Raw genomic sequence first — 22,449 nt, forward strand, 5'->3', positions numbered from 1 at the left:
AGGGCGCTAGGGTACCATTCCCCCTTTGCACGCACCGGACACAATCCATGATTCGAAGCATGACCGCCTATGCCGGCGGCGAGCGGGTCACCCCGTGGGGCACGCTGGGCTGCGAGTTGCGCTCGGTCAACCACCGCTTCCTGGAGGTCGGCACCCGCCTGCCCGAGGAACTGCGGGCGCTGGAACCGCAGCTGCGCGAGCGCATCGCCGCGCGCCTGAGCCGCGGCAAGCTGGATCTGGTGATGCGCCTGCGCGCGCCGGAAGCAGCGGCCAACCTGCAGGTGGACGAGGCGCTGCTGGGCCAGCTGGGCCGCCTGGCCCACCGCCTGACCTCCGATTTCCCCAACCTGCAGGTCAGCTTCACCGACCTGCTGCAACTGCCGGGCGTGACCCGTGGCGAGGCCACCGATGCCGCCGCCCTGCAGGTCGAGGCGCTGGCGTTGCTGGATCAGGTGCTGGATGGCTTCGTCGAGGCCCGTGAGCGCGAAGGCGGCAAGTTGTCTGCGGCCATCAGCGAGCGTGTGGACGGCATCGAGCGCATCGCCACCGAAGTGCGCACGCTGATTCCGGCCATTCGCGACGGCCAGCGCGCCAAGCTGGCCGCACGCCTGGCCGACCTGCCGCACCCGGTCGACCCTGGTCGTGCCGAACAGGAGCTGGTGCTGTGGCTGCAGAAGCTGGACGTGGATGAAGAGTTGGACCGCCTCGGCAGCCACATCGTCGAGATCCGCCGCGTGCTCAAGCAGCGCGAGCCGGTCGGCCGCCGCCTGGACTTCCTGCTGCAGGAGTTCAACCGCGAAGCCAACACGCTGGGCTCGAAGTCGGTGGACAGCCGCACGTCCAATGCCGCGGTGGAGCTGAAGGTGCTGATCGACCAGATCCGCGAGCAGGTGCAGAACATCGAATGATGTTCTGCGCGATCGCCTGGGAGGATCAAAGTCCTACCAGGTAGTCCCCGGCAATCGCGACGCAGTGGTCGAAGCCTGGCGTGTAGTCCAGCGTGTCGATGGCCTTGAACGCAATCTTCAATGTCGGATGGGGATTGCGGATCTGATCAAGAAACGTTGATCGATGGCGGACCAGTGCGTCTGCGGCGGCCGCCAGCGCGTCCGGCTCGCGTTCGATGACCAGCGCAAGATCGAACAGGTCTCGGGCCGTTGTTCGATGCCCACGATGGAACATTTTCTTGGCGATGATTTCCGCCGACGTTTCCACCCGTATGCGCTGACCATCGATCGTCCATTCCTCCCAGGCATCATCGAGAAGATTGGGAGCCGCGACGAAATCCACCTCGCCTTCCTCGAACTGAAGCTTGACCCAGGCGCTGGGATCTTCGCTGTAGTCGCCGGTCAGGTTTGCGGCCACATCGCTCAAGCGGCCGCCCAACGTCCAGAACGGGTCGGTGATGCCGCCGTGGCGCCGGATCTCCCCGATGAGAACAAGTGCCCGGGGCAGCAGCGCCTGCCAGGCGCCGGCAGGCAATTCGCGGTTCACATCCACAGGTCCTTGCGATGGGCGGAAAGCGTGTTGGCCATCTTCGCCACGTTGCGCCAGATGCGCCGTGGCGGCGTCTGCGCGCCGATTGCAGCTTCCTCGACCGCCATCACCATCATGGCGGGAGGGGCTTCGTCCAGCAGGTGCACCATCTGCGCTGCGTAGGTGGCAGGAACTTCCCCACTGACCAGCACGCGCGCCAGCTCGCCAGCCGTCAGTTCGCTTGCGTAGCTCACGTTGGCGGTGCGTGCGGCCATTTTCAGGCCTTGCTTGCGCAGCCGGCTTTCGGTGGTGGGTGCCGGTACATCCAGACCGAGCACGGCCATCAACTGTCCCACGCGATTGACACCCAGGTCGCTCAGGGTGCCCCCCTCCAGGCCGACCACGGTCTGCCGGGAAAGGCTGCTGAGATGAGCCAGTTGGCCTTGCGACAGGCCAAGCTGCTCACGGCGGGCACGAACCGCCTTGCCGATGTCGATCAGGTTCATGGTGCCAGTGTCCAATATTTGGACATAATTCAAGTGTCTGGGAGCGGCGTGTTGGCAAACCTTCACGCCTCAAACCACGCTGACGCCCGGCGCTCCTTCGCCCAAGTGCCCCACCACGGCCGCCTGGACGAACCCTGCGTCGTGGAAACAGGCCAGCACCGCGTCCACCGCTTCCGGGGCACAGGACACCAGCAGGCCGCCGCTGGTCTGCGGGTCGGTCAGCAGCGGCTGCCAGTGTGCCGGCAACCCATCGGCGAAACGCACCTCGGCACCATACGAGGCCCAGTTGCGGTTGGATGCGCCGGTCACGCAGCCACGCTGCAGCAGCTCCAGCGCCTGCGGCAGCAGCGGCACCTGTGCACTGTCCACCTCGGCAGCGACACCACTGGCGCGGCACACTTCCAGCAGGTGGCCGAGCAGGCCGAAGCCGGTGACGTCGGTCATGGCATGCACGCCGTCCAGCGCAGCCAGCGGCACGCCCACGGTGTTCAGGCGGGTGGTCGACGCGATCATCTGCCGGTAGCCGTCGGCATCCAGCACTTCCTTCTTCAGCGCCGACGAATACACGCCCACGCCCAACGGCTTGCCCAGCACCAGCACGTCGCCGGCGCGGGCATCGGCATTGCGCTTGAGTCGTTGCGGGTCGAGCACGCCGATCGCGGCCAGGCCGTAGATGGGTTCCACCGAATCGATGCTGTGGCCACCAGCGACCACGATGCCCGCATCGGCGCAGGCGCGTTCGCCACCCTGCAGGATGCCGCGGATCGTGTCCTGCGGCAGCGTGTTGATCGGCATGCCGACGATGGCCAGTGCGAACAATGGCCGGGCGCCCATCGCGTACAGGTCCGACAACGCGTTGGTGGCGGCGATGCGGCCGAAATCGAACGGATCGTCGACGATCGGCATGAAGAAATCGGTGGTGGCGACAATCGCCTGGCGATCATCGAGGCGGTACACCGCGGCGTCGTCGCTGGTCTCGCGGCCAACCAGCAGTTCGGCCGGTGCCGGAAGTGCTGGAACGCCGCGCAGCAGTTCGCTCAGCACGCCCGGCGCGATCTTGCAGCCGCAGCCGCCGCCATGCGCGAGAGACGTCAGTCGTTGCGGGGCATCGGCCGTTGACGGGGCGGGGGACTGCACGTGCGTGGCCATGCCGACATCTCCAGCGGAAACACGAATGGCGGAAGGCAGCAGGAGTCGAACCTACCAGGGAACGATCGACGCCCCCTACTGGGTTTGAAGCCCAGCCGCATGCCCGGATGCGCATGCCTTCCGAAAGTACGGCGGTAGCGGTGGGCTCAGTCGCGGGCTGCGTTCCACTGCAGGTCGCCACGCGGCCGATGCTGGTCACCGACGCGTCGAGTGTAGCCAACGCGATTGAAGAACTCCAAGATCTGGATGCTGCGCTTGCGGCCCAGGCCGATGGCATCGCGGAAAGCGGCCGCATCCACCGCGCCGCTGGCCTGCGACAGCTGCGCGACGATCGCGGCCAGCTCGGCAATGCGGGCCGGTGCATAGAACAGGTCCGGTACCACCTGGAACAATTCGCCACGTGTGGCGGCGCGGCGCAGAATGGCGCGGACTTCGTCTTCGGCCAGGCCGATGTCGGCGGCCAGGGTGCGCACCCACGGCGGATCGAAGCCACCGGCGTGCAGTCGCGGCAGCACGCGTTCCAGCAGCAGACGCTCGCGTTCCGGTGGCGCATGGTCATGGCCGGGCAGGCGCCACCAGGCGCCCACGCGCTGCACGCTGCCGTCGTCCAGCAGGTCCTGGAGAAGCGCGTTCCAGAGGCTCGCTGCAAGCGAGGGCAGGGTGCTGCGCTGCAGGCGTCCGCTGTCGACACCGGGTTCGTCGGGGCGTCGCTCATGCCAACTGCGCAGTGAGGTGACTACCTGCTCGCGCAGCAGCTGCCAGTGCGAGGCGAGGATGACCACCGTGTCTTCGCGGGTGATGACGCGCTGTGCGCCTGCGGGAAGAACGATCCGGTCGGCGGCGCGCCGGCAGTAGCGCTGCAGCGCGGCCATGGCAACACCGAAGGGCGCCTGCTGCAACAGTGGGCCGATTCCCGCACCCGCGGCCAGTTGCTCCAGTGCTCCCAGCCATGCGAGCCGTGCAGGACTGCGCCGGTGCCGCTGTGGTGGGTCCGGATCGAGCACGAGGCCGCCGCCCAGCGTGTGGGTGGCCGCTGAATCGCGGGCAATGAAGCGGTCGCCACACATCGCACAGACCGGAGCATCGAACACCAGCTGCACCAACTGCCCATCACCGTGGTCATGGTCCTCCAGCAGCACCACATGGGCCTGCCGGTGAATCGTGCCCCAGTGGATATGCAGCGGTGCCCAGTCGCGCAACGGTGCGGCCAACGCGGACAGCCGCAACCGCACATCAACGCGGGTGGTGGCCAGCAGTGCGCGTGCGTCGGCGATCCAGTCACCGCGGCGGATGTCATCACGGGCGATGGCCGCCAGGTTCAGCGCGCAGCGCTGCCCGGCCATCGCGTGGTCACTGGCCTGGTTCTGCGCGTGGATGCTGCGTATGCGCACTTCAGTGGCGGCCGGCATCAGCTGCAGATGCTCACCCACCGCGGCGATGCCGCCGTGCACTGCGCCGGTCACCAGCGTGCCGTGGCCGGCCAGCGAGAACACGCGGTCCACCGGCATGCGGAACAGCTCGCTGCGCAGTTCGGCCTGGCGCGTGCTGGCGTCGTCCGCCGCCCACGCGTGCAGCTGGGTACGCAGCGCGTTGATGCCAGCATCGTCGGGTGCGGTGCTGTTGCAGGTGAACACAGGGGAATCCTGCAGCGGAGTGCCGGCCAGCAGGGCAGCGACCTCGATCTCGACCCGGGCCAGGCGCGCCGTATCCACACGGTCGATCTTGGTGAGCGCCACCGCACCGCGGTTCACGCCCAGCAGTTGCAGGATGGCCAGATGCTCGCGGGTCTGTGGCATCACGCCGTCGTCGGCAGCGATGACCAGCAGGGCGACGTCGATACCCGTGGCGCCGGCCACCATCGTATGCACGAAGCGTTCATGGCCCGGCACATCGACGAAGCCCAGCGTCGCGGCCGGACCTTCGACGTCCCCGCTTTCCACCGGGACATAGGCGTAGCCCAGTTCGATCGATATGCCGCGCGTACGCTCTTCCCGCAGGCGATCGGTTTCGATGCCGGTCAGAGCCCGCACCAGGCTGGTCTTGCCATGGTCGATATGCCCGGCGGTGCCGACGATCATGCCTGCAGCATGCTCCATTGGGCCAGGAAGGCCGCTTCGTCGGCGGGTTCCAGGCAGCGCAGGTCCAGCCACAGCGCGTCATCGGCAATGCGGCCCAGCACGGGTCGCGGCAGCTGACGCAGGCGCTTGGCCAGGCGATCCAGTCCGCCACGGCGCGCGCTGGTAATGCGCAGTCCGGCGCTGGCCAGCTGCGCCTGTGGCTGGGCGCCGCTGCCGATCTGGCTGTGCATTGAGGCCTCTTCAAGGGTGTAGTCGTCTGCCAGCATGGACTTCATCGGCTCCAGCAGGCGCTGGGCCTGCGCATCGATGTCGTCCTGCGTGCGCGACAGCGTGCGCAGGGTCGGCAGGCGCTGTGCCAGCAGCTCCGGTTCGCGGTACAGGGCCACCACCGCTTCCAGCGCAGCCAGGCCCATCTTGTCCATGCGCAGCGCGCGCTTGAGCGGGTTGCGGTTGATCCGCGCGATCAGGTCGGCGCGGCCGGCGATGATGCCGGCCTGCGGGCCACCCAATAGCTTGTCGCCGCTGAAAGAAACCAGATCGGCGCCGGCCGCCAGTGTTTCCTGCACGGTGGGCTCGTGCGGCAGGCCGAACATGCGCAGATCGCACAGGCTGCCACTGCCCAGGTCCACCACCAGCGGCAGGCCATGTTCGTGCGCGATCGCGGCCGTCGCCGCGGTGTCGACCTTGGCAGTGAATCCGGTGATCGCGTAGTTGCTGGCATGCACCTCCATCAGCAGCGCTGTGCGCGCGCCGATGGCGTTGGTGAAGTCGGCCGGATGGGTACGGTTGGTGGTACCCACTTCCAGCAGCCGCGCGCCCGCGCTGCGCATCACATCGGGGATGCGGAAGGCACCGCCGATCTCCACCAGTTCGCCGCGCGACACCACCACCTCGCGGCGGTTGGCCAGGCTGTTGAGCAGCAGCAGGACCGCCGCCGCATTGTTGTTGACCACGGTGGCGGCTTCGGCGCCGGTCAGTTCGCAGATCAATGCCTGCACCCGCGCATCGCGGTCACCGCGACGGCCACGGATGACGTCGAACTCCAGATCCACCGGCGCGGTCATCGCGCGGGTGACGGCCTGCACCGCAGCCTCGGGCAGCAATGCGCGACCCAGGTTGGTATGCAGTACGGTGCCGGTCAGGTTGAACATCGGTTGCAGGTCCAGCCGTGCATCGGCTGCCAGTGCGGCCTCGACTGCCGTCGCCAGCGCCGGGCCGTCGACCGCTTCCTGCAGCTGCGCGGTCGACAACTGGCTGGCGCTTACACGCTCACGCAGCACCTGCAGGTGCGAACGCAGCAGCTGGGTGATGCGGCTTCGACCGTGGCCTTCGATCAGTGGCGCCAGTGCAGGCAGGCGCAGCACCCGGTCCAGCGAGGGCAGGGCGGCGGCCGATGCCGGGGCGGGGGGCATGGCTGTCATCGCCTCAATCGCCGTCGGATTGCCACAGCAGAGGATTCTGGCTGGCACGCGCATAGCCTTCCTCGGCCAGCAGCAGATCCAGCGCCAGCGTGCCGAGGTCATCGGCCACCGGCTCCAGTGACGGGTCCTTTTCCAGATACAGGATCTTGCGATAGCTGTGGCAGTGGTCGCAGGTCTCGGCGCGTACCGCGCTCTCGCGCACCGCCTCGCCGCTGTCGCCATCCACGTCGGCCAGGGCGCGATAGGCGATGTCCTTGCCGGCGGCACCACACTGGCTGCATTGCACGCGCACGTAGTGCCACTGGCAGGCGCACAGCGAGCACGACAGGTAACGATAAGATGCATAGGGTGGGCGTGCCTGCACCACGCTGGTCACCGGCAACGTGCCGCACAGCGGGCACAGCCCTGGCGCATCAGCCAGCGGCTTCAGGTCGGTAGGGCGGAAGCTGGCTGCGAGCACCGCCCAGTAAACCTGCAGTGCGGTCATCACCAGCAGTGCAGCGACCGCATCCACCGATGGCGCGTCATCACGCTCCAGCACCGCGTGCGCCTGCGCATCCAGCCAGGCGTCGTCGGCCGCGGCGACGCGTTGCAGCTCCTGTCGGGTTTCCAGCGGCAGCCCCATTTCGTCGGCACAGTGCTGGCACAGCGTGCGCAGCCAGTCGCGCCAGCATCCATCCAGCTGAAGCGTGTTGGCCGGCCGCAACGGCATGCCGGCACCGGCCGCCGCACTCGACTGCTGCGCACGTGCCTGCCATTGCAGTGCCTCGCGCTGCTGCGGTGTCAGCCCGTCCAGCAGCGCCTGCTGTGCATCGGCCAACGCCGCCAGCAGCTGCAGGTAACCGCCGATGGCACTGTGCGCGGCCAGGCTGCGCAGGCGTGTCGCGCGCTCGGCGAACAGGGAAGCGACATCGGGCAGGATGATGCGCGGAACATCGCGCGAGGCCAGTGTCTCGATCTCACCGGGTTCAAGGATGCGTTGCGCCATGCAGGGCCAGCCAGAAGAACCAGGCTCCATCCTCGCCGTTGTCAGCGCTGGCGTCCAGCGTGTTGCCGGCCATTTGAAAGGTTGGGGTCAGATCCGTTTTCCACAGGAAAACGGATCTGACCCCATCGGTTGGTTGAAAGTGGATCCCGAGCGTTGGTCGGGATTCGATCAGTGCCGACCAACGGTCGGCACCCACCGACAGATCGCGGCCAACTGTCGAGGGCGGGGTGGGGCCGGTTGCGGGGGCGTGAGCCGCATGGATGCGGCGACCGAGCTTACATGGACGTAGTTGCAGCGTCCCCCGCAACCGGATCCACCCCGCCATCCCACGGATAGCCGCTGTTGCTGTTGCCTTGGCTTGAAGCGGGTGCAGGGCCGCTGGCCCTGCCGCTACCCCTCTTCCCGGCGCCCGCGCAGGATGTCCCGGAACCACTGCCGGTGGTGCTTGTACGCCCACCCATAGGTCACCTTGCCCTGGGTCATCGCCCGCACCGAGCCCTTGATCCAGATCGCTGCATAGATGTGCACCACGATCGCGCAGACCAGCACCCAGCCGAACAGCGCATGGGCAAGCACCGAGAAGCGGATCACCCCGATCGGGAAGAAGTGGCTGAAGTACTGCCGCCAGATCACGAAGCCGGTCAGCAGCAGCGCCGACAGGCAGCCGATGATGGCCCAGAACAGCAGCTTCTGGCCCGCATTGAAACGGCCCACCGGCGGCAGCTTCTCATCTTCGTTGCGCAGTACATCGCGCATGCCGCGCATCCATGCGCGATCGTCGGCGGTCGGCAGATTGTCGCGCCACATGCGGAACGCCAGCAGCGCAAAGCCCACCACCATGGCCAGCCCGATGAACGGATGCAGGATGCGCGTCCACGGTCCACCGCCGAACAGCTGGGTCAGCGGAAACAGGGCAGGGTGGAACAGCGCCAGCCCGGACAGCGCGGTCAGCACGAAGCAGATCGCCACGATCCAGTGGTTGATGCGGGTCGGTGCGCGGTAGCGGATGATCTGGCGCGGGTGCGGGGCGTACTTCATGGCCGCTGCTCCTCTTCGATCTTCTTCGCCTCGTGCTCGGCTTCCTCTTCTTCCTCGTCATTGACCGTGTTGCGGCCGATGCCGATGTAATGCAGGAAGCCGGCGAAGGCGGTGGCGGCGATCGCCAGCAGGCCCAGCGGCTTGGCCACGCCCTTCCAGACCTCCACCATCGGGCTGATGCGTGGGTCCTTGGGCAGATCGGCGTACAGCTCGGGCTTGTCCACATGCTGCAGCACGTACATCACGTGGGTGCCACCCACGCCCTGCGGGTCGTACAGGCCGGCGTTCTCGTAGCCGCGCGATTTCAGGTCTTCCACACGGCCGGCCGCGTGCTCGGTCATCGCCTGCTTGCTGCCGAAGGTGATCGCGCCGGTCGGGCAGGTCTTCACGCAGGCCGGTTCCTGGCCCACCGCCACCCGGTCCGAACACAGCGTGCACTTGTAGGCCTTGTGGTCCTTCTTGGAGATGCGCGGCACGTCGAACGGACAACCGGTCACGCAGTAGCCGCAGCCGATGCAGTTCTCTTCCTGGAAGTCGACGATGCCATTGGCGTACTGGATGATCGCGCCGGGCGACGGACAGGCCTTCAGGCAGCCCGGATCGCTGCAGTGCATGCAGCCTTCCTTGCGGATCAGCCACTCCAGCTTGCCCTTCTCGTCCTCGTACTCGCGGAATTTCATCACCGTCCACGACTGTTCGCTCAGGTCGGGCGGGTTGTCGTAGCTGCCAACGCAGCTGCCCACTTCGTCGCGCAGATCGTTCCACTCCATGCAGGCGACCTGGCAGGCCTTGCAGCCGATGCACTTGCTCACATCGATCAGCTTGGCGACCTGGCCGGTGTGCGCACCACGCGCCTCCGGCGAGGGCGTGGTGGTGGCCGAGCGGCGGATGATGTCCAGCGATTGCAGTGACATGGCGTGTCTCCTACACCTTCTCGACCTTGACCAGGATGCACTTCGATTCGGGCGTCTGCGAGTTGCCGTCACCGATGGCGTTGGTCAGCGTATTGGCGATGTAGCCGGGCTTGGCCGCACCGAGGAAGCCCCAGTGGATCGGCACGCCCACCTGGTGCACGGTCCGGCCATCGATCTGCAGGGCCTTGATGCGCTTGGTCACCATGGCGACCGCTTCGATGTGGCCGCGCTTGGAACTGACCCGCACGCGGCTGCCGTTGTTGATGCCCAGCTCGTCGGCCAACGCCGCGCCGATCTCGACGAACTGCTCGGGCTGGATGATGGCGTTCAACTTGCCGTGCTTGGTCCAGAAGTGGAAATGCTCGGTCAGGCGGTAGGTGGTGGCCACATGCGGGAACTCGTCCGGCGAACCGATCTGTGCGCGATCGCTGGCGAATACGCGGGCGGCCGGGTTGTTCAGCGTCAGTGCCTGGCCGGGGCTGAGCGGGTTGCTGCGCAGCGGTGTATCGAACGGTTCGTAGTGCTCCGGGAACGGGCCTTCGGCCATGCCGGCCTTGGCGAAGAAGCGCGCGATGCCCTCCGGGTTCATGATGAACGGGCCCATTCCGCCGGCGGGATCTTCGTCGGCCTTGAAGTCGGGCACGTCCACGCTGCCCCAGTTTTTCCCGTTCCAGGCCAGCAGCGTGCGCCGTGGATCAAATGGCTTTCCGGCGACGTCGCACGAGGCGCGGTTGTACATCACGCGACGATTGGCCGGCCACGCCCAGGCCCAGCCCAGCGTGTTGCCGATGCCGGTGGGGTCGCTGTTGTCACGCCGCGCCATCATGTTGCCGGTCGGGCCCCAGGCACCGATGTAGATCCAGCAGCCGCAGGCGGTGCTGCCGTCGTCGCGCAGGTCGCCGAATGCGGCCAGCTGCTCGCCGGCCTTGCGCACCAACCTGGTTGGGTCCTTCGGATCGAACACGTCGGCCAGCGCCTTGCCGTTGTATTCCATCGCCAGTTCTTCGGGCGTGGGTACCTCAGGGTTGGCGTAGTTCCAGGCCAGGTCGCGCACCGGCTCCCACCACGCGCCGCCGTCCTTCTCGTACATCGCTTTGATGCGATGGAACAGCTCGGACATGATCTCGATGTCGCTGCGCGCTTCGCCTGGCGGATTGGCCCCCTTCCAGTGCCACTGCAGCCAGCGCGAGGAATTCACCACCGCGCCGTTCTCCTCGGCAAAGGAGGTGGTCGGCAGGCGGAACACCTCGGTCTGGATCGTGCTCGGGTCGACGTCGTTCAGTGCGCCGTGGTTCTGCCAGAAGGCGATGGTCTCGGTTTCCAGCGGGTCCATGCTGACCATGAACTTCAGCTTGGAGAACGCGCTGATCAGCTTGCCCTTGTTAGGCGCCGAGGCCAGGGGGTTGAAGCCCTGGCAGATGTAGCCATGGATCTTGCCCTCGTTCATCAGCTCGTACGCCTGCAGCATGTCGTACGGCTTGTCCAGCTTGGGCAGGTAATCAAAGCACCAGTTGTTGTCGGCGGTGGCGGCGTCGCCCCACCACGATTTCATCAGGCTGACGTGGAACTTCGGGTAGTTCTGCCAGAACGACATCTGGTTGGCGCGCAGCGGCTTCTGCGTGCGCTTGGCGATGTAGGCGTCGTAGTCCTGTTCGTCCTGTTTCGGCAGGGTCAGGTAGCCGGGCAGCAGGTCGGACATCAGGCCGATGTCGGTCAGGCCCTGGATGTTGGAATGCCCGCGCAGCGCGTTCATGCCACCACCGGCCACGCCGATGTTGCCCAGCAGCAGCTGCACCATGGTGCCGGCACGCACGTTCTGCGCACCGATCGAGTGTTGCGTCCAGCCCAGCGCGTACAGGATGGTCATCGCCTTGTCCTTGCCGGAGGTGGACGCGATCATCTCCCAGATCTGGCGGATGCTGTCGGCCGGCGTGCCGCAGATGCGTTCGACCATCTCCACGGTGTAGCGCGCGTAGTGCTGCTTGAGCAGGTTGTAGACGCAACGCGGGTCCTTCAGCGTCGGGTCGCTGCGCACGAAGCCATCGTCACCGTAGGCGTAGTCCCAGCTGGAGCGGTCGTAGCTGCGCTTCTCTTCGTTGTAGCCCGAATACAGGCCGTCCTTGAAGGCGAACTCGTCCTTCACCAGGAACGACATGTCGGTGTAGTTCAGCACGTACTCGTGCTGGATGCGGTCCTCGGTCAACAGGTAGTTGATCAGGCCGCCCAGGAACACGATGTCGGTACCGGTGCGGATCGGCGCGTACACGTCGGCCACCGCGGCCGAGCGGTTGAAGCGCGGATCGACCACGATCAGCCGGGCCTTGTTGTGTGCCTTGGCCTCGGTCACCCATTTGAACCCGCACGGGTGTGCCTCGGCGGCATTGCCACCCATGATCAGGATCAGGTCGGCATTCTTGATGTCGACCCAGTGATTCGTCATCGCACCACGGCCTAGCGTCGGGGCAAGACCTGCCACCGTCGGGCCGTGTCAGACACGTGCCTGGTTGTCGAATGCCAGCATGCCCAGGGAGCGGACGACCTTGTGGGTCAGCACCGCGGTTTCATTGCTGGTGGCCGAGGCCGCCAGCATGCCGGTGGTCAGCCAGCGGTTGACCGTCTGCCCGGCTTCGTTCTTCTGCACGAAGTTGGCGTCGCGGTCTTCCTTCATCAGCCGCGCGATGCGATCCAGCGCATCGTCCCAGCTCAGCCGCTTCCACTCGTTCGAGCCCGGTGCCCGGTACTCGGGGTAGAGCAGGCGCGACTTGCTGTGGATGATGTCGGCCAGGCCGGCACCCTTCGGGCACAGCGTGCCGCGGTTGACCGGATGGTCCGGGTCGCCCTCGATATGGAAGATGCTCGGCTCGGCGTTCTTGGCGCCATCGCCGAGGCTGTACATCAGGATGCCGCAGGCCACCGAACAGTAGGTACAGGTGTTGCGGGTCTCGGTCGCGCGGGTCAGCTTGTATTGCCTGACCTCCGCGAGCGCGATGCCGGGCGCGAAGCCCATCAATGCCAGGCTGGAGCCGACCAGGGTTGTCCCGGTCACTTTCAGGAACTGGCGGCGGCTCATCGATGGCATGCCGTTCTCCTGGGATGGCGGGGAGGCGCAGGCCTCCGGGCTGTCGTTGGGTACGGCCCGGTTATAGCACAGGCACCCGCATACCCATGTGGCGCAAGGCCGGGCGCCTGCCGGACGGGCGCGCAACAGGGCCGCTCTGGTAAAGTTGCGTGCCCGCACCCCGGGGAAGCGTCTGCCGGGCCTGGTTCCAGGATGTTCCGCGCAGCCCCCGCCGTCCTGGCGCGATCCGCCGCGCCGGACCTGGAACATCGAGGAAAAATTTTGCGAAATCAACCCGTTGGATCCCGCGCATGAGCGCCCCGTCGAAGCCGTCGGACACCGTTGCGCGCGGCACGCTGTACATCGTGGCCGCCCCCTCCGGTGCGGGCAAGAGCAGCATCGTCAATGCCACCCTGGCGCGTGACCCGCAAATCGCCCTGTCGATTTCCTTCACCTCGCGCGCAATGCGCCCCGGTGAGGTGAATGGCCAGCACTACCACTTCGTCAGTGCCGAGAAGTTCGAGCAGATGATCGCCGCCGGCGACTTCTTCGAACACGCCTGGGTGCACGGCGACTGGAAGGGCACGGCCCGGCAGTCGGTGGAGCCGCAGCTGGCCGCCGGCCAGGACGTGCTGCTGGAGATCGACTGGCAGGGCGCGCAGCAGGTGCGCCAGCTGGTGCCGGGCACGGTCACCGTGTTCATCCTGCCGCCGTCCAAGCAGGCCCTGCAGGACCGCATGCGCAAGCGCGGCCAGGACAGCGAAGCCGTCATCGCCCAGCGCCTGGGCGCGGCCCGGGACGAGATGCTGCACTTCAACGAGTTCGACTACGTCATCGTCAACGAGGTGTTCGACACTGCCGTGGACGAGCTGTGCGCCATCTTCACCGCCAGCCGCCTGCGACGGGAGGCCCAGAAGGTCCGCCACGCCAGCCTGATCCAGGCGTTGCTGACCCCCGATCCGGGTGCAACTGACTGATTCCAAAAGAATCGGGTGGGGGTTGGCTTGATTTTGTCCAGCTCCTGCCAGTACACTCCGTCCCCTTTCCCTCATTCGACTGAGCGGCCGACCGGTCGCCGGGAGCCCGTATGGCCCGCATCACCGTAGAAGATTGCCTGGAAGTCGTTAACAACCGTTTCGAACTGGTCATGATGGCATCCAAGCGTGCCCGCCAGCTCGCCAACGGCGTGCAGGCCACGCTGGACAACAGCGAGACCGAAGACAAGCCGACCGTGCTGGCGCTGCGCGAAATCGCCGCCCGCAAGATCGACAACGCGCTGATCGACGAAGTCGAGAAGGCCGAGCGCGAGCGCGCCGAGCGCGAAGCGCTGGAGTGGGCTGCCGCCGAAGTGGTCGCCGACGAAGACATGTCCAAGAACGACGATTGATCGCATCGATCAACGTCGTTGCTGGATCGCCGAACAGCCCGCCCCGTGCGGGCTGTTTCGCATTCAGGATTTGCCGTAAACGTCGCGCTGGAATAGGCTTCGGGCATGAACCCAGGCCCCACTGCCAAGGTCGCCGCAGCCCCCGCTGCCGCCGTACCCGACTACGTCCTCCAGCTTGAACGCGCCGCCCATTACCTGCCGCCGGAACAGCTGCCGCTGCTGCGCCGCGCCTGGGAAGTCGGAGCCGCCGCGCACGCCGGGCAGACGCGCAAGTCGGGCGAGCCCTATATCACCCATCCGGTGGCCGTGGCCCAGGTGCTGGCCGAGCTTGGCCTGGACGTGGAAGCGTTGATCGCGGCGATCCTGCACGACACCATCGAAGACACGCCGCTGACCCGTGAGGCGCTGGCCGCCGAGTTCGGCGAAGCCGTGGCCGAGCTGGTCGACGGCGTGACCAAGCTGGACAAGCTGAAGTTCCGCGACCGCCAGGAAGCGGCCGCCGAAAGCTTCCGCAAGATGCTGCTGGCGATGTCGCGCGACCTGCGCGTGATCATGATCAAGCTGGCCGACCGCCTGCACAACATGCGCACGCTGGGCGCACAGAGCCGCGAAGCGCGTGGCCGCATCGCCCGCGAGACGCTGGAGATCTACGCGCCCATCGCCCAGCGCCTGGGCATGAGTCTGGTCAAGAGCGAGCTGCAGAATCTCGGCTTCAAGGCGCTGTACCCGTGGCGCCACGCGATCCTGGAAAAGCACATCCGCAGCCAGCCGGTGGTACGCCGTGAAGCGCTGGCACAGGTGGAAGTGCAGCTGTCGCAGCGGCTGGCGAAGGAAGGTATCGAGCACCGCCTGGTCAGCCGCATCAAGACCCCGTGGAGCATCTACAACAAGATGCGCGACGAGAACAAAACCTTCGACCAGGTGATGGACGTGTTCGGCTTCCGCCTGGTGGTGCGCAGCGTGCCCAGCTGCTACCACGCGCTGGGTTCGGTGCACGCCACCTTCAAGCCGCTGGATGGCCGCTTCCGCGACTTCATCGCCATCCCCAAGGCCAACGGTTACCAGTCGCTGCACACGGTGTTGTTCGGGCCGTATGGCTCGCCGATCGAAGTGCAGATCCGCACCGAGGAAATGGACCTGATCGCCGAACGCGGCGTGGCCGCGCACTGGACCTACAAGTTCGGCGGCGATTCACCCAACAGTGCGCAGAGCCGTGCGCACGCCTGGATCGTCGAACTGATCGATTCGCAGCGTGCTGCCGGTTCCTCGCTGGAGTTCCTCGACAACGTCAAGGTCGACCTGTTCCCGGACGAGGTCTACCTGTTCACCCCGAAGGGCAAGATCCTGGCGCTGCCGCGCAACTCCACCGCGCTCGATTTCGCCTACGCCGTGCATACCGACGTCGGCAACATGGCCGTGGCCTCGCGCGTGGACAAGAAACTGGTGCCGCTGCGTACCAAGCTGGTGTCGGGCCAGTCGGTGGAGATCATCACCGCACGCTCGGCCACGCCGAAACCGCAGTGGCTGGAATTCGTGGTCACCAGCAAGGCGCGCACCGCCATCCGCCACCAGCTCAAGCAGCTGGAACACGAAGATGCCGTGCAGCTCGGCCACCGCATGCTCGACCGTGCGCTGGAAGCGATGGATTCGTCGCTGGAACGGCTGCCGAAGGGGCGCCTGGATGCGTTCCTGGCCGAACACCGCTTCCCGCGCCTGGAAGCCCTGCTGGCCGAGGTCGCACTGGGCAACTGGATGCCGACCCAGGCCGCGCAGGCGCTGATGGCCTACGCCGAACTGCGTGGCGGCCCGCATTCGCGCCACCACTCGCAGGAAAAGATCCTGATCAACGGCAGCGAGCGCGGCGTGGTCACCTTCGCCGGCTGCTGCCAGCCGATCCCCGGCGACGAGATCATGGGCTACCACACCGCCGGCAAGGGCATCGTGGTTCACCGCATGGACTGCCCGAACCTGGCCGAGCTGCGCAAGTCGCCCGAGCGCTGGGTGCCGATCGGCTGGGACACCACCGTTTCCGGCGACTACGACACTTCGCTGGTGGTGGAAGTAGAGAACGGCACCGGTGTGCTGGCGCAGCTGGCTGCTGCCATCGCCCAGAGCCACTCCAACATCGAACGGGTGGACTACCTGGACCGCGACTTCAACGCCGCCGTGCTGGCGTTCAACATCCAGGTGCGCGACCGCAACCACCTGGCCGAAGTGATGCGCCGCCTGCGCCGTCTGTCGGTCGTGCAGTCGGTACGCCGCCAGTAGAGCCACGCCATGGGTGGATGCTTTCTGTAGAGCCGAGCCCATGCTCGGCTGCTCCAGCCCGAGGCAGCCGAGCATGGGCTCGGCTCTACAGACGGCGCGTCACATGACCGGATTGCCGTAGATCCACGCCATGCGTGGATGCACCCCCACCCGGTACAATCACCGCTCTGTTTTCCCCCAAGCACCGGAGCGACCCATGTCCCGCCAGATCATCAACACCGAAAAGGCCCCCGCCGCCATCGGCCCGTACTCGCAGGCCGTGCGCGCCGGCAACACCGTGTACTTCTCCGGCCAGATCCCGCTCGACCCGGCCACCGGCGACATCGTCGGCGCCGGTGACGTCGAAGCACAGGCCCGCCGCGCCTTCGACAACCTCAAGGCCGTGGCCGAAGCCGCCGGCGGCTCGCTGGACAAGGTCGTGCGCCTGGGCCTGTACCTGACCGACCTGGGCGAGTTCGCCAAGGTCAACGCGGTCATGCAGGACTACTTCCAGGCCCCGTACCCGGCCCGTTCCACCATCGAAGTCTCCGGCCTGCCGAAGGGCGCCAACTTCGAGGTCGACGCGGTGATGGTCATCGACTGACCGCCACGTGGCACGCAAGGCGGCGGTCACCCCGGTCCTGTCACCGTCCGGCGAAGCATCCCTGGCGATGCTCGCGGGCGTCGGTCCGGCCGTGGCCGCCAAACTGCAGGCGCGTGGCCTGGCCACCCTGCAGGATCTCTGGCTTCATCTGCCGCTGCGCTATGAAGACCGGACCCGGCTGACCCGCATCGAAGACCTGCGCAACGGCGTGCCGGCGCAGGTGGAAGGGCGGGTGGTCGCGGTCGAGCGCGGCATGCGCTACCGGCCGATGCTGAAAGTAGCGGTGGAAGACGAAGGGCAGGGCACCCTGGTGCTGCGCTTCTTCCATTTCCGCCAGCAGCAGGTCGGCCAGTTCGCGGTCGGCAACCGGCTGCGCTGCTTCGGCACGCCCAAGCCGGGCCACCTCGGCCTGGAAATCGTCCATCCCAGCTACCAGGTGCTGGGCCGCAACGACGATCCCGAACTCGGCGACTGCCTCGACCCGGTGTATCCCACCGTCGAAGGCGTCGGCCCGATGACCATGCGCAAGCTGATCGGCCAGGCGCTGGACCGCCTGCCGGAGGAAAGCACGCTGGAACTGCTGCCCAGCGGCTGGCTCGATGGCCTCGGGCTGCCGTCACTGCGCAGCGCGCTGCTGACCGTGCACCGGCCGCCGCCCGATGCCGACCTGGCCGCGCTGGCGGCCGGCACTCATCCAGCGCAGCGTCGCCTGGCAATGGAAGAGCTGCTGGCCCACCACCTCAGCCTGCGTCGCCAGCGTATCGCGCTGCAGGCGCACCATGCACCGCCGCTGGCCGGCCCCGGCAAGCTGGCCAAGGCGCTGCTGAAGCAATTGCCGTTCGCGCTGACCGGCGCGCAGGCGCGGGTGTTCAAGCAGATCCGCGAGGACCTCGCGCGCCCCAGCCCGATGCTGCGGCTGGTGCAGGGCGATGTGGGTTCCGGCAAGACCGTGGTCGCCGCGCTGGCGGCGATGCTGGCGGTGGAGCAGGGCAAGCAGGTCGCGCTGGCAGCACCGACTGAGCTGCTGGCCGAACAGCATCTCAACAACCTGCGCGGCTGGCTGGAACCGCTCGGTGTGCGCATCGCCTGGCTGGCCGGCAAAGTCACCGGCAAGGCGCGCGCCAAGGTGATGGAGCAGGTCGCCAGCGGCGAAGCGCAGGTGGTGGTTGGTACCCACGCGCTGATGCAGGAGGCGGTGGTGTTCCAGGATCTGGCGCTCGCCATCGTCGACGAGCAGCACCGCTTCGGCGTGCATCAGCGACTGGCGCTGCGTGACAAGGGCGCAGGCGGCAACAGCGTGCCGCACCAGCTGGTGATGACCGCAACACCGATTCCGCGCACGCTGGCGATGTCCGAATACGCCGACCTGGATGTGTCGGCCATCGACGAACTGCCGCCGGGGCGTACACCGGTGCAGACGGTCGCACTCAACAATGACCGGCGCCCGGAACTGATCGAGCGCATCGCGCTGGCCTGCCAGGAAGGGCGGCAGGTGTACTGGGTGTGCACGCTCATCGAGGAAAGCGAAGAGCTGGACGCCACGCCCGCGCAGGCCACCTACGAATCGCTGCAGGCGCTGCTGCCCGGCGTACGCGTGGGGCTGGTGCATGGCCGCCTGAAAGCTGCGGAAAAGCTGGCCACGATGGTGGCGTTCAAGGCCGGGCAGATCGACCTGCTGGTGGCGACCACCGTCATCGAAGTGGGCGTGGACGTACCGAACGCCTCGTTGATGGTGATCGAGAACGCCGAACGCCTCGGCCTGGCCCAGCTGCACCAGCTGCGCGGCCGTGTTGGCCGCGGTTCGGCGGTGTCGCGCTGCGTGCTGCTGTACCAGGCCCCGCTCTCGCAGATGGCACGCGAACGCCTGCAGACCATGCGCGAAACCAACGATGGTTTCGTCATTGCCGAAAAGGATCTGGAACTGCGCGGCCCCGGCGAACTGCTAGGCACGCGCCAGACCGGCCTGGCCGGTTTCCGCATCGCCGACCTGGCCCGCGATGCCGGCCTGCTGCCCGGCGTGCACGATCTGGCCGAGCGCCTGCTGGCCCAGCAACCCACGCTGGCCGACCGCGTGGTGCAGCGCTGGATCGGCACCGCCGTGCGTTACGCCTCGGCGTAAGGCACGGGCTCTGACCCCATTCCCGGCATGCCCATCCACGCATGGCGTGGATCTACTGTAGAGCCGAGCCCATGCTCGGCTGCCGTTCGCGCTGCGCGCGTGAGTCGAGCATGGCTCGACTCTACAGAGAGCCTTTCGATCATTTCCATCTTCATCCACGCATCGCGTGGATGTGTCGACCAAGGTCGACACCCACTAACAGCTGCGGAGAACTGTCGAAGGCGGGGTGGGTCCGGTTGCGGGGGCGTGAGCCGCATGGATGCGGCGACCGAGCTTACATGGACGTACTTGCAGCGTCCCCCGCCACCGGACCCACCCCGCCATACCCCAGGAAACCAGCTTTCGACGTTGCTGTTGCCGTTGCCGTTGCTCCTGCCTCTGCGGGTGCAGGGCGCAGCCCTGCCAGAACCCCAACACCCCGTACTTGCAACGGTCATCATCCCGGTCCACACTTCGTTGCCGATCTGAAGACGGCAACGATGACCCACAAGATCCCGCTGTTGATCGACACCGACCCCGGTGTGGACGACGCCCTGGCCCTGCTGATGGCCTTCGCCGATGAACGGCACGACGTGGTCGCCCTGACCATCGCCGCCGGCAATGTCGGCCTCGAGTACACCGTTCGCAACGCCCTCAAGCTCTGCGACATCGTCGGCCGCCCCGACGTGCCGGTGTTTGCCGGCAGCCCGGATCCGCTGCTGCATCCCTCCGTCGACGCTGCCCACGTGCATGGCCGTGACGGCTACGGCGACGTGGACCTGCCGCCGCCCAGCCGCCAGGCCGAAGCCGAGCACGCTGCACTGGCCATCCTGCGCCTGTCGCACGAGCACGCCGGCGAACTGATGCTGGTGATGCTGGGCCCGCTGACCAACCTTGCCCTGGCACTGAAGCTGGACCCGACCCTGCCCGAGCGCATCAAGCGCATCGTGGTGATGGGCGGCGCGGTCACCTGCCACGGCAACATCACCCCGGCGGCCGAATTCAATATTGCGTTCGACCCGGAAGCGGCGCACGTGGTGTTCACCTCGTTCAAGCACCTGCTGGTGTCGGACTGGGAGGCCACCGTCGCCCATGGCCTGCCGCTGCAGGACGCCGAGAAGTGGCTGCAGGCCGATTCCGATCGCGCCCGCTTCTACGAGTTGATCTCGCGCAAGACCCGGGGCCTGTCCGAAGACAGCAAGGGCGGCCGCTGGTACACCGCCGATGCGGTGGCCATGGCCTGGGCGCTGAACCCCGAAGGGCAGTTGCGGGTCGAGTCGCGCCCGCTGAACGTGGAGCTGAACGGCACGTTCAGCCGCGGCGCCACCATCGTCGACTGGAACCGCCAGACCGGCCAGCCGGACAACTGCGATCTGCTGATGGCCTACGACCAGCAGCGTTTCGAGGCCCTGGTGCGCCAGGCCCTGGGCGCGGACTGACGTCCGTGGCCCGGCACCGGTTGCCCCGGGTGGCAACCGGTGCTTATAATGCCGCTCTTGACCACCAGCCCATTTACGGTGTGAGCCCATGAAGGCCGATATCCATCCGAACTACCGCGACGTCGTCTTCCATGACGTCACCTCCGATTTCAAGATCCTGACCCGCTCGACCATGGCGACGAAGGAAACCATCCAGTGGGAAGACGGCAACGAATACCCGCTGGTCAAGGTTGAAATTTCCTCGGCTTCGCACCCGTTCTACACGGGCAAGCACAAGGTCATCGACACCTCGGGCCGTATCGACAAGTTCCAGAAGCGCTACGCGCGCTGATCTGTCGATCCAGCTTCGAACCAACGGCCGCGCTCTGCGCGGCCGTTTGTTTTTCCCCAACGCCAACCCAACGGGCGTTTGGATGGACGGAACACTGCGTTCGTGTGACAACGCTTTTGCCGATCCGGGCCGCTCAACGGCCGGCGTCTGGCTGCCTGTCGTATACGACTTCTGTCTAGCGCCGGGCAAATGCTGCTGTGCGATAATGACCTGATCCCCGGCACAGGCCGAGGACGTCATTCACGTGCCTGACCAATGCGCTTGGGCAGGCGCCTTCCCATGAAGGAGCGCACACAGTGTCCGATCTTGATCAGGTCACGCTCAACGCCGGCGACAAGTCGGTCGTTCTGCCCGTCATCAAACCCACCCTTGGCAACGACTGCGTCGACATCGCGAAGCTGACCAAGGAAACGGGGTATTTCACCTACGATTCCGGCTTCACCGCGACGGCCAGCTGCAAGTCCGCCATCACCTACATCGACGGCGACAAGGGCGTGCTGCTGTACCGCGGCTACCCGATCGAACAGCTGTCGGAAAAGTCGAGCTACGTCGAAGTGGCCTACCTGCTGATCAACGGCGAGCGCCCGAGCGCCGAGCAGCTGAAGGCCTTCACCGATGAGCTGACCGCCGAAGCCAACGTCGATGAGTCGATCAACACCCTGATCGGCAGCTTCGCCAAGGATGCCCACCCGATGGCCATCCTGGCCGCTGCGATCGCGCAGCTGTCGGCCATCTACCACGACTCGCTGGACCTGTCCGACGCCGAACAGCGCCGCCAGGCCGCCGTGCGCCTGATCGCCAAGGTGCCGACCCTGTCGGCGCTGATCTACCGCCACGGCAAGGGCCTGCCGGCCAACAAGCCGGACACCTCGCTGGACTATGTCAGCCGCTTCCTGAAGCAGACCTTCGAGTCGGCTGACGGCCAGTACGATCTGAACCCGGACGTGGTCAAGGCGCTGGACCTGCTGTTCATCCTGCACGCCGACCACGAGCAGAACGCCTCGACCTCGACCGTGCGCCTGGTCGGTTCGACCGGTGCCAACCCGTACGCGTCGGTCGCCGCTGGCGTCACCGCGCTGTGGGGTCCGGCCCACGGCGGTGCCAACGAAGCCGTGCTGAAGATGCTGGAAGAGATCGGCACTGCCGACAACGTCGAGTCCGCCGTGGTCAAGGCCAAGGACAAGACCTCCGGCTTCCGCCTGATGGGCTTCGGCCACCGCGTCTACAAGAACTTCGACCCGCGCGCCAAGGTCATCGGCGAGATGACCAGCAAGGTGCTCAAGCAGCTGGGCGTGCAGGATCCGCTGCTGGACGTGGCCGTGAAGCTGGAACAGGCCGCGCTGCAGGACGAGTACTTCGTCGCCCGCAAGCTGTACCCGAACGTCGATTTCTACAGCGGCATCATCTACAAGGCGCTGCAGATCCCGACCGAGATGTTCACCGTCATGTTCGCCCTGGGCCGTACCTCCGGCTGGGTGTCGCATTGGCTGGAACAGCAGGTCGACCCGGAAATGAAGATCGGCCGTCCGCGCCAGGTCTACACCGGCAGCGACGTGCGCGACTACCAGGGCTGATCGCCCGCGTAGGTTGTGCCGAGAACGCCCCGCATCCGCGGGGCGTCTTTTTTTTTCGCGCGGACCTGGTAGGTGTGGACCGTTGGTCCGCACGATTTCGGCGCCCGCGAAAAATCATCCACGCATGGCGTGGATCTACCA

General features: G+C 66.6%; 18 protein-coding genes and 1 tRNA gene. 9 read left to right on the forward strand and 10 right to left on the reverse strand.

The annotated features are described in order from the left end of the window. Positions 1 to 47: 47 nt before the first annotated feature. On the forward strand, positions 48 to 908 hold the full coding sequence (locus AC5P8C_RS08550) for a YicC/YloC family endoribonuclease (RefSeq protein ID WP_019661992.1): 861 nt from the start codon (positions 48 to 50) through the stop codon (positions 906 to 908). A 25-nt stretch (positions 909 to 933) separates the two neighbouring features. Here AC5P8C_RS08550 and AC5P8C_RS08555 read toward each other — a convergent pair whose 3' ends face one another. From AC5P8C_RS08555 to fdnG, 10 genes are all read right to left on the reverse strand, one after another. Next, positions 934 to 1,494: a nucleotidyl transferase AbiEii/AbiGii toxin family protein gene (locus tag AC5P8C_RS08555; RefSeq protein WP_019661991.1), complete on the reverse strand. Its 561-nt coding sequence runs from the start codon at positions 1,492 to 1,494 to the stop codon at positions 934 to 936. After that, positions 1,491 to 1,982 (reverse strand): helix-turn-helix domain-containing protein, encoded by a 492-nt coding sequence (locus AC5P8C_RS08560; protein ID WP_019661990.1) that lies wholly within the window; start codon positions 1,980 to 1,982, stop codon positions 1,491 to 1,493. The genes AC5P8C_RS08555 and AC5P8C_RS08560 overlap by 4 nt, the downstream gene beginning before the upstream one ends. Before the next feature lie 69 nt (positions 1,983 to 2,051). After that, the gene (gene selD / locus AC5P8C_RS08565; RefSeq protein WP_019661989.1) at positions 2,052 to 3,131 is read right to left on the reverse strand and encodes a selenide, water dikinase SelD; all 1,080 of its coding nucleotides are present in this window, start codon (positions 3,129 to 3,131) and stop codon (positions 2,052 to 2,054) included. Positions 3,132 to 3,157: 26 nt separating this feature from the next. Then, positions 3,158 to 3,253, reverse strand: a tRNA-Sec gene (locus AC5P8C_RS08570). Positions 3,254 to 3,277: 24 nt separating this feature from the next. Then, entirely contained in the window at positions 3,278 to 5,209 is a 1,932-nt protein-coding gene (gene selB, locus AC5P8C_RS08575) for a selenocysteine-specific translation elongation factor (RefSeq protein WP_026347261.1), read from the reverse strand. Beyond that, positions 5,206 to 6,630 carry an L-seryl-tRNA(Sec) selenium transferase gene (gene selA / locus AC5P8C_RS08580; protein ID WP_019661987.1) on the reverse strand — a complete coding sequence of 475 codons (1,425 nt, stop codon included), beginning with the start codon at positions 6,628 to 6,630 and terminating at the stop codon, positions 5,206 to 5,208. The genes selB and selA overlap by 4 nt, the downstream gene beginning before the upstream one ends. A gap of 4 nt (positions 6,631 to 6,634) precedes the next feature. Further along, the gene (fdhE, locus tag AC5P8C_RS08585; RefSeq protein ID WP_019661986.1) at positions 6,635 to 7,618 is read right to left on the reverse strand and encodes a formate dehydrogenase accessory protein FdhE; all 984 of its coding nucleotides are present in this window, start codon (positions 7,616 to 7,618) and stop codon (positions 6,635 to 6,637) included. Positions 7,619 to 8,008: 390 nt separating this feature from the next. Continuing rightward, positions 8,009 to 8,656: a formate dehydrogenase subunit gamma gene (locus AC5P8C_RS08590; RefSeq protein ID WP_005410882.1), complete on the reverse strand. Its 648-nt coding sequence runs from the start codon at positions 8,654 to 8,656 to the stop codon at positions 8,009 to 8,011. After that, entirely contained in the window at positions 8,653 to 9,570 is a 918-nt protein-coding gene (gene fdxH / locus AC5P8C_RS08595; protein WP_019661983.1) for a formate dehydrogenase subunit beta, read from the reverse strand. The genes AC5P8C_RS08590 and fdxH overlap by 4 nt, the downstream gene beginning before the upstream one ends. Positions 9,571 to 9,580: 10 nt before the next feature. Beyond that, entirely contained in the window at positions 9,581 to 12,649 is a 3,069-nt protein-coding gene (fdnG, locus tag AC5P8C_RS08600; RefSeq protein WP_233653786.1) for a formate dehydrogenase-N subunit alpha, read from the reverse strand. Positions 12,650 to 12,939: 290 nt separating this feature from the next. Between fdnG and gmk the strand changes: the two genes are divergently transcribed. From gmk to AC5P8C_RS08640, 8 genes are all read left to right on the forward strand, one after another. Further along, positions 12,940 to 13,605: a guanylate kinase gene (gene gmk, locus AC5P8C_RS08605; RefSeq protein ID WP_019661981.1), complete on the forward strand. Its 666-nt coding sequence runs from the start codon at positions 12,940 to 12,942 to the stop codon at positions 13,603 to 13,605. A 110-nt stretch (positions 13,606 to 13,715) separates the two neighbouring features. Continuing rightward, the gene (rpoZ, locus tag AC5P8C_RS08610; protein ID WP_005410877.1) at positions 13,716 to 14,015 is read left to right on the forward strand and encodes a DNA-directed RNA polymerase subunit omega; all 300 of its coding nucleotides are present in this window, start codon (positions 13,716 to 13,718) and stop codon (positions 14,013 to 14,015) included. A 105-nt stretch (positions 14,016 to 14,120) separates the two neighbouring features. Further along, positions 14,121 to 16,283, forward strand: coding sequence for a RelA/SpoT family protein (locus AC5P8C_RS08615; protein ID WP_019661980.1), 2,163 nt, complete (start codon positions 14,121 to 14,123; stop codon positions 16,281 to 16,283). Positions 16,284 to 16,479: 196 nt separating this feature from the next. After that, positions 16,480 to 16,866, forward strand: coding sequence for a RidA family protein (locus AC5P8C_RS08620; RefSeq protein ID WP_005410875.1), 387 nt, complete (start codon positions 16,480 to 16,482; stop codon positions 16,864 to 16,866). A 7-nt stretch (positions 16,867 to 16,873) separates the two neighbouring features. Continuing rightward, a complete protein-coding gene (gene recG / locus AC5P8C_RS08625; RefSeq protein ID WP_019661979.1) occupies positions 16,874 to 18,985 on the forward strand; it encodes an ATP-dependent DNA helicase RecG in 2,112 nt (703 codons plus the stop codon). A 479-nt stretch (positions 18,986 to 19,464) separates the two neighbouring features. Continuing rightward, the gene (locus AC5P8C_RS08630) at positions 19,465 to 20,403 is read left to right on the forward strand and encodes a nucleoside hydrolase (RefSeq protein WP_019659981.1); all 939 of its coding nucleotides are present in this window, start codon (positions 19,465 to 19,467) and stop codon (positions 20,401 to 20,403) included. 88 nt (positions 20,404 to 20,491) lie between these two features. Continuing rightward, positions 20,492 to 20,734 carry a type B 50S ribosomal protein L31 gene (locus tag AC5P8C_RS08635; RefSeq protein WP_005410871.1) on the forward strand — a complete coding sequence of 81 codons (243 nt, stop codon included), beginning with the start codon at positions 20,492 to 20,494 and terminating at the stop codon, positions 20,732 to 20,734. 296 nt (positions 20,735 to 21,030) lie between these two features. After that, positions 21,031 to 22,308, forward strand: coding sequence for a citrate synthase (locus AC5P8C_RS08640; protein WP_049453347.1), 1,278 nt, complete (start codon positions 21,031 to 21,033; stop codon positions 22,306 to 22,308). Positions 22,309 to 22,449 lie beyond the last annotated feature (141 nt).

Source organism: Stenotrophomonas sp. YJH_SMC_46 (assembly GCF_059370315.1).